The sequence below is a fragment of the Halomonas sp. BN3-1 genome (assembly GCF_003056325.1).
Taxonomy (GTDB): domain Bacteria; phylum Pseudomonadota; class Gammaproteobacteria; order Pseudomonadales; family Halomonadaceae; genus Halomonas; species Halomonas litopenaei.
The window spans coordinates 1-1351 of sequence record NZ_PYVV01000036.1; the positions used below are offsets into that span (position 1 = coordinate 1).

Annotated in this window: 1 protein-coding gene; it reads right to left on the bottom strand. The window is 60.5% G+C overall.

Translation table 11 applies throughout. The features are described from left to right. Positions 1 to 253: 253 nt before the first annotated feature. Positions 254 to 1273, bottom strand: a complete 1020-nt coding sequence (locus tag C9F12_RS22170; protein ID WP_108450237.1) for an IS110 family transposase — start codon at positions 1271 to 1273, stop codon at positions 254 to 256. Positions 1274 to 1351 lie beyond the last annotated feature (78 nt).

The window sequence follows — 1351 nt, forward strand, 5'->3', positions numbered from 1 at the left end:
AAATGTATGGTCAGCCTGGCTTTTGCAACGTGGATCTACGACATTGACAAAGTGGGCTTGCGCCAATGTATTCGGGCTCTCGATGGGCACGCATCACTGGCGCCCGGCCCTCGATGAGAAGCCGCGCCTGTCCGACCTCAAAAAAGCCTCAGCATCAATGTGCTGTTTTTGTTGTCAGGTTCTCGGACAGGCAGTGAGCCGTTTGTCGTCATCGTGATCCTACGCCGCAAAACCCGTGACAGGGTATCTCCTCTCAGGCGAGTGTCGCCCCCGGCGATGGACGGAACTCACCCCCTTTGGCCAGGATCGCCCAGGCGATTCTGGCCATCTTGTTAGCCAAGGCACAGGCCACAACATTCGAATGCCGTCGGCAACCCAGTGCTCTCAGCCAGTCACCTAATTGATCGTTACGCTGATCCTGGCGCTGCATCACCGCGCGGGCACCCTGCACCAGCAAGCGTCGTAGATGGCCATCGCCGCGTTTGCTGATACCCAGGAGTCGCGGCTTTCCGCCGGTTGCGTACTGGCGAGGCACTAGCCCCAGGGCGGCGGCGAACTCACGTCCCGAACGGTAGTGCGAGGCATCACCTACCGCGCCGACGATGGCGCTGGCCGTGATGGGTCCGATTCCTGGCACCGTCATCAAGCGGCGGGCACCATCGTTACAGCGGGTATGCTGCTCGAGCGTTTTCTCGAGAACCGCGATCTCGTCACTTAGCCAGGTATAGTGCCCTTGGAGGCGTTGAGCCAACGCCACGAAAGCGGGTGGCAAGCCTTCCAGATAGCTCGTGAGACGACGGATCGCCGCATGCCCGACCGGCAAGGCCACCCCGAATTCGAGCAGGAAGCCGTGCAGGCGATTCATGATCGCGGTGCGTTCGGCGACCAGCCCTTGGCGAGTACGGTGTAGCGCACAGAGGATCTGCTGGTCTTCGCTCTTGATCGCTGCGAAGCGCATGGCCGGACGTGAGGCCGCTTCGCAGATCGCCTCGGCATCCACGAAATCGTTCTTGTTGGTCTTGACGAAGGGCTTGACGTACTGGGGCGGAATCAGCCGTACGTCGTGCCCTAACGCCTGGATCTGGCGGGCCCAGTAATGGCTTCCGGCACAGGATTCCATGACCACCCGACAGGCAGGCTGCTGGGCCAATTGCGACAGCAGTTTCTGGCGTGACAGCGCCTTGCGGAACAAGGGTTTGCCGTGGCGAGTTTGAGCATGCAGATGGAAGCTGCGTTTGCCCAGGTCGATACCGATGATGGCGGGAGCGGTCATGAGCGTGGTCCTCTGAAAAGAAGAAGCCCAGCAAGCATAGCCTGCTGGGCTTCGAGGTCAGGCTGACCATCTCATTAA

Coding starts and splice junctions, on each gene's coding strand:
- C9F12_RS22170 (WP_108450237.1), bottom strand. CDS start 1,273: ATGACCGCTCCCGCCATCATCGGTATCGACCTGGGCAAACGCAGCTTC.